Here is a 2,878-nt window from a genome sequence, read left to right on the forward strand (position 1 = left end):
TATTATTTAGTACGTGTAGCGACTAGATAAAAATAGAAGCACAAATAAAACAAGTGGGAAATTATTTATGGGAAAAACAGAATTTACAAGCTGGTCAAAAGAAGATTTAATTGCTTATATTGACAAACTTGAAAATACAATTAAAGAAGCCAATACTGATTTTCTTACAAACTTTAAATGGGCGGGTAATCTTGGCCAATGGTTTTGGTATTATCCCGAAAATAAAGTTGTTTTTAATGATTTAAAAGTTTTAAGTCTTGGCTATAAACCTCAACAAATTGGTCCCGTCGGATTCGAGTTCTTTACAAGTAAAATTCATCCCGATGATTATGAGCGTGTGATGGATAATATGCGCGCGCATTTAAGCGGGAAAACCGCTGCTTATGAAGTAGAATACCGCATTCAGCACAAAAATGGACATTTTATTTGGTACTATGACCGGGGAGTCGTATTAAGTCGCGATGAAAATGGTCGACCATTAATGTTACAAGGTATTGTCTTTGATATTTCGCAAGCCAAAAAAGCTGAAGAAAAACTTAAGAATTTTGCAGAACGCGATGAATTAACAAATGCCTATAATCGGCGGATGCTCTATCAAAACTTGCAAAAAAATATTGATATTTTTCTTGAAAAACAGATACCTTTTTCTTTGATTATGCTTGATGTTGACTATTTTAAAAGAGTGAATGACAAGTATGGTCATCTCATTGGTGATAACACTTTAATTGAAATTGTTAAAATTATTGATGCCGAAAAACGATCAAACGATTTTTTATATCGATATGGGGGCGAAGAGTTTTTTGTTCTTGTCCCAAATACAGTTCTTGAAAGCGCGAAAAAATTTGCTGAACGTTTGCATAAAGTGATTCAAGAACACGAATTTCCCTTTGTTAAAAAGATTACTGTCAGTATGGGTATTGTGGAAATAGCAGAGAACGAAAGCGTTGATGCGATATTAAAACGCGCTGATGACTTAATGTATGAAGCTAAACGCAGTGGACGGAATAAAATCCGCGGTTAGCATTTTTTGCGTTGAGAAAGGCTAAATATATGATTAAAAACTACATGGAAAATTATGAGCAATCATTAATGTTGATCAATGCGACAAATGCTGCAACTTGGGGTTGGAATATTCAAACCGGTGAAGTCATTATTAATCAGCGATGGGCGGAGATGATTGGCTACAAACTGGAAGAATTAATGCCAATGTCGATTGAAAAGTGGGCGGAAATTGCCCATCCCGATGATATAAAAATTTCTAACGCCGAACTACAAGCAGTTTTTAATCACCAAAAAGAATATTATTCGGTCGAAGTGCGCTTAAAGGATAAGCACGGAAATTGGGTATGGGTAATTGATAGCGGAACCGTCGTCAAATGGACCGAAGATGGCCGACCAGTGATTGCGATTGGCACGCATATTGATATTACACAAACAAAAGAATTACAAATTCGTTATCAAAACGGCGAAAAATTTTTATCACAAATCATCGAAAACATGAAAGCGATTGTCTATCGTCTTGATTTAAAAGGAAATATTATCTACATATCTCCCGGTTGGCAAGATCTGCTCGGATATAAGCAGGAAGAAGCAATTAATAAGTCATTTCATCCATATGTTCATCCAGACGATATCGCCATTATCGAAAACAACTTTCAAATTGTTTATCAAACAAAAAAGCATTTTGAATTCAGTAGCTATCGGTTAAAGCACAGCGATGGTTCCTGGCGTTATTTTGAGACAAGCGCGTCGCCGATTATTGAAAATGATCAAGTGGTTGGTATTACCGGTGTTGCACGCGAAATTACAGAACGCCTAAAAATGGAAGATGAAATTAAACGTGAAAAAGATCTTTTTGAGGCGACGATCATGTCGGTTGGTGATGGAGTAATTGTCCTGGATAATCACGGTGTGATCACCAAGATGAATAAAACCGCCCAAACACTAACGGGCTATGCAGAAATAGAAGCAATCGGTAAGTATTATCAAGACATTTTTAATGTTTTTAACGAAGATAAGCAACCGCTTGGTGATATCATTTCTACGATCATTAATACAAGAGAAGCCCTCGAACTAAAGGATATTGTGTTACAAAACAAACAGGGAGATTTTCTTCAAATTGAGGATTCGGCCTCGCCTATTATTGATACCCAAGAAGAAGTGCGCGGCGTTGTAATTGTTTTCCGCGATGTGAGCGAAATATTCGCTAAACAACGGCAAATTGAGTACTTGAGTTATCATGATCAGTTGACGGACTTTTATAATCGTCACTATCTAGAAAAAATCATCAATTCCATCAATCACCAAGACAATTATCCATTAGGAATAATTTCGATTGATATTAATAATTTAAAATTTGTAAATGATAATTATGGTCACATCAAAGGGGATTATATTTTAATGCAAGCCGCACGGATTATTCGTAAAAATATTCCCTGCACGGATTTTTTGTTTCGTATTGGTGGAGATGAATTTTTGCTTTTTGTCTACCGCACGAATCCAAAACATTTAAAAAAAATTAAAGAAAACATTATTAATAGTATCCGCTTAGAATGTACGGATAATTGCCCGTTATCGTTATCTTTTGGGGCCTATATAGCCGAGCAATTTATGCCTAATTTATATGAAGGAATTAAAATTGCTGATGAACGGATGTATATTGATAAACAAAAAAGCAAAGCGGAAGATTAAGTTGGGTGCCTAATTAACCAGTTTCTCATTAGAAGGAAATGAATATGAAAAAAACATTTGTGAAGTATATTCTTCCCGGCTTAATTATTAGCGTTTGTGGTGTTATCTTAGTTGCCTTATCTTGGCTTACTTATTTCGGACTTTATCTTGGGCTTGAATCACTTTTTTATCCAAATAATCCGCAGGC

The 2,878-nt window shown here is 35.5% G+C and carries 2 protein-coding genes; both read left to right on the forward strand.

All coding sequences use genetic code 11. The features are described from left to right. Positions 1–67 precede the first annotated feature (67 nt). Entirely contained in the window at positions 68–1,021 is a 954-nt protein-coding gene (locus RBQ93_RS12390; protein ID WP_320372431.1) for a sensor domain-containing diguanylate cyclase, read from the forward strand. Positions 1,022–1,050: 29 nt separating this feature from the next. Beyond that, the gene (locus RBQ93_RS12395) at positions 1,051–2,691 is read left to right on the forward strand and encodes a PAS domain S-box protein (protein WP_320372432.1); all 1,641 of its coding nucleotides are present in this window, start codon (positions 1,051–1,053) and stop codon (positions 2,689–2,691) included. Positions 2,692–2,878 lie beyond the last annotated feature (187 nt).

Source organism: Trichlorobacter sp. (genome assembly GCF_034008105.1).
GTDB lineage: Bacteria > Desulfobacterota > Desulfuromonadia > Geobacterales > Pseudopelobacteraceae > Trichlorobacter.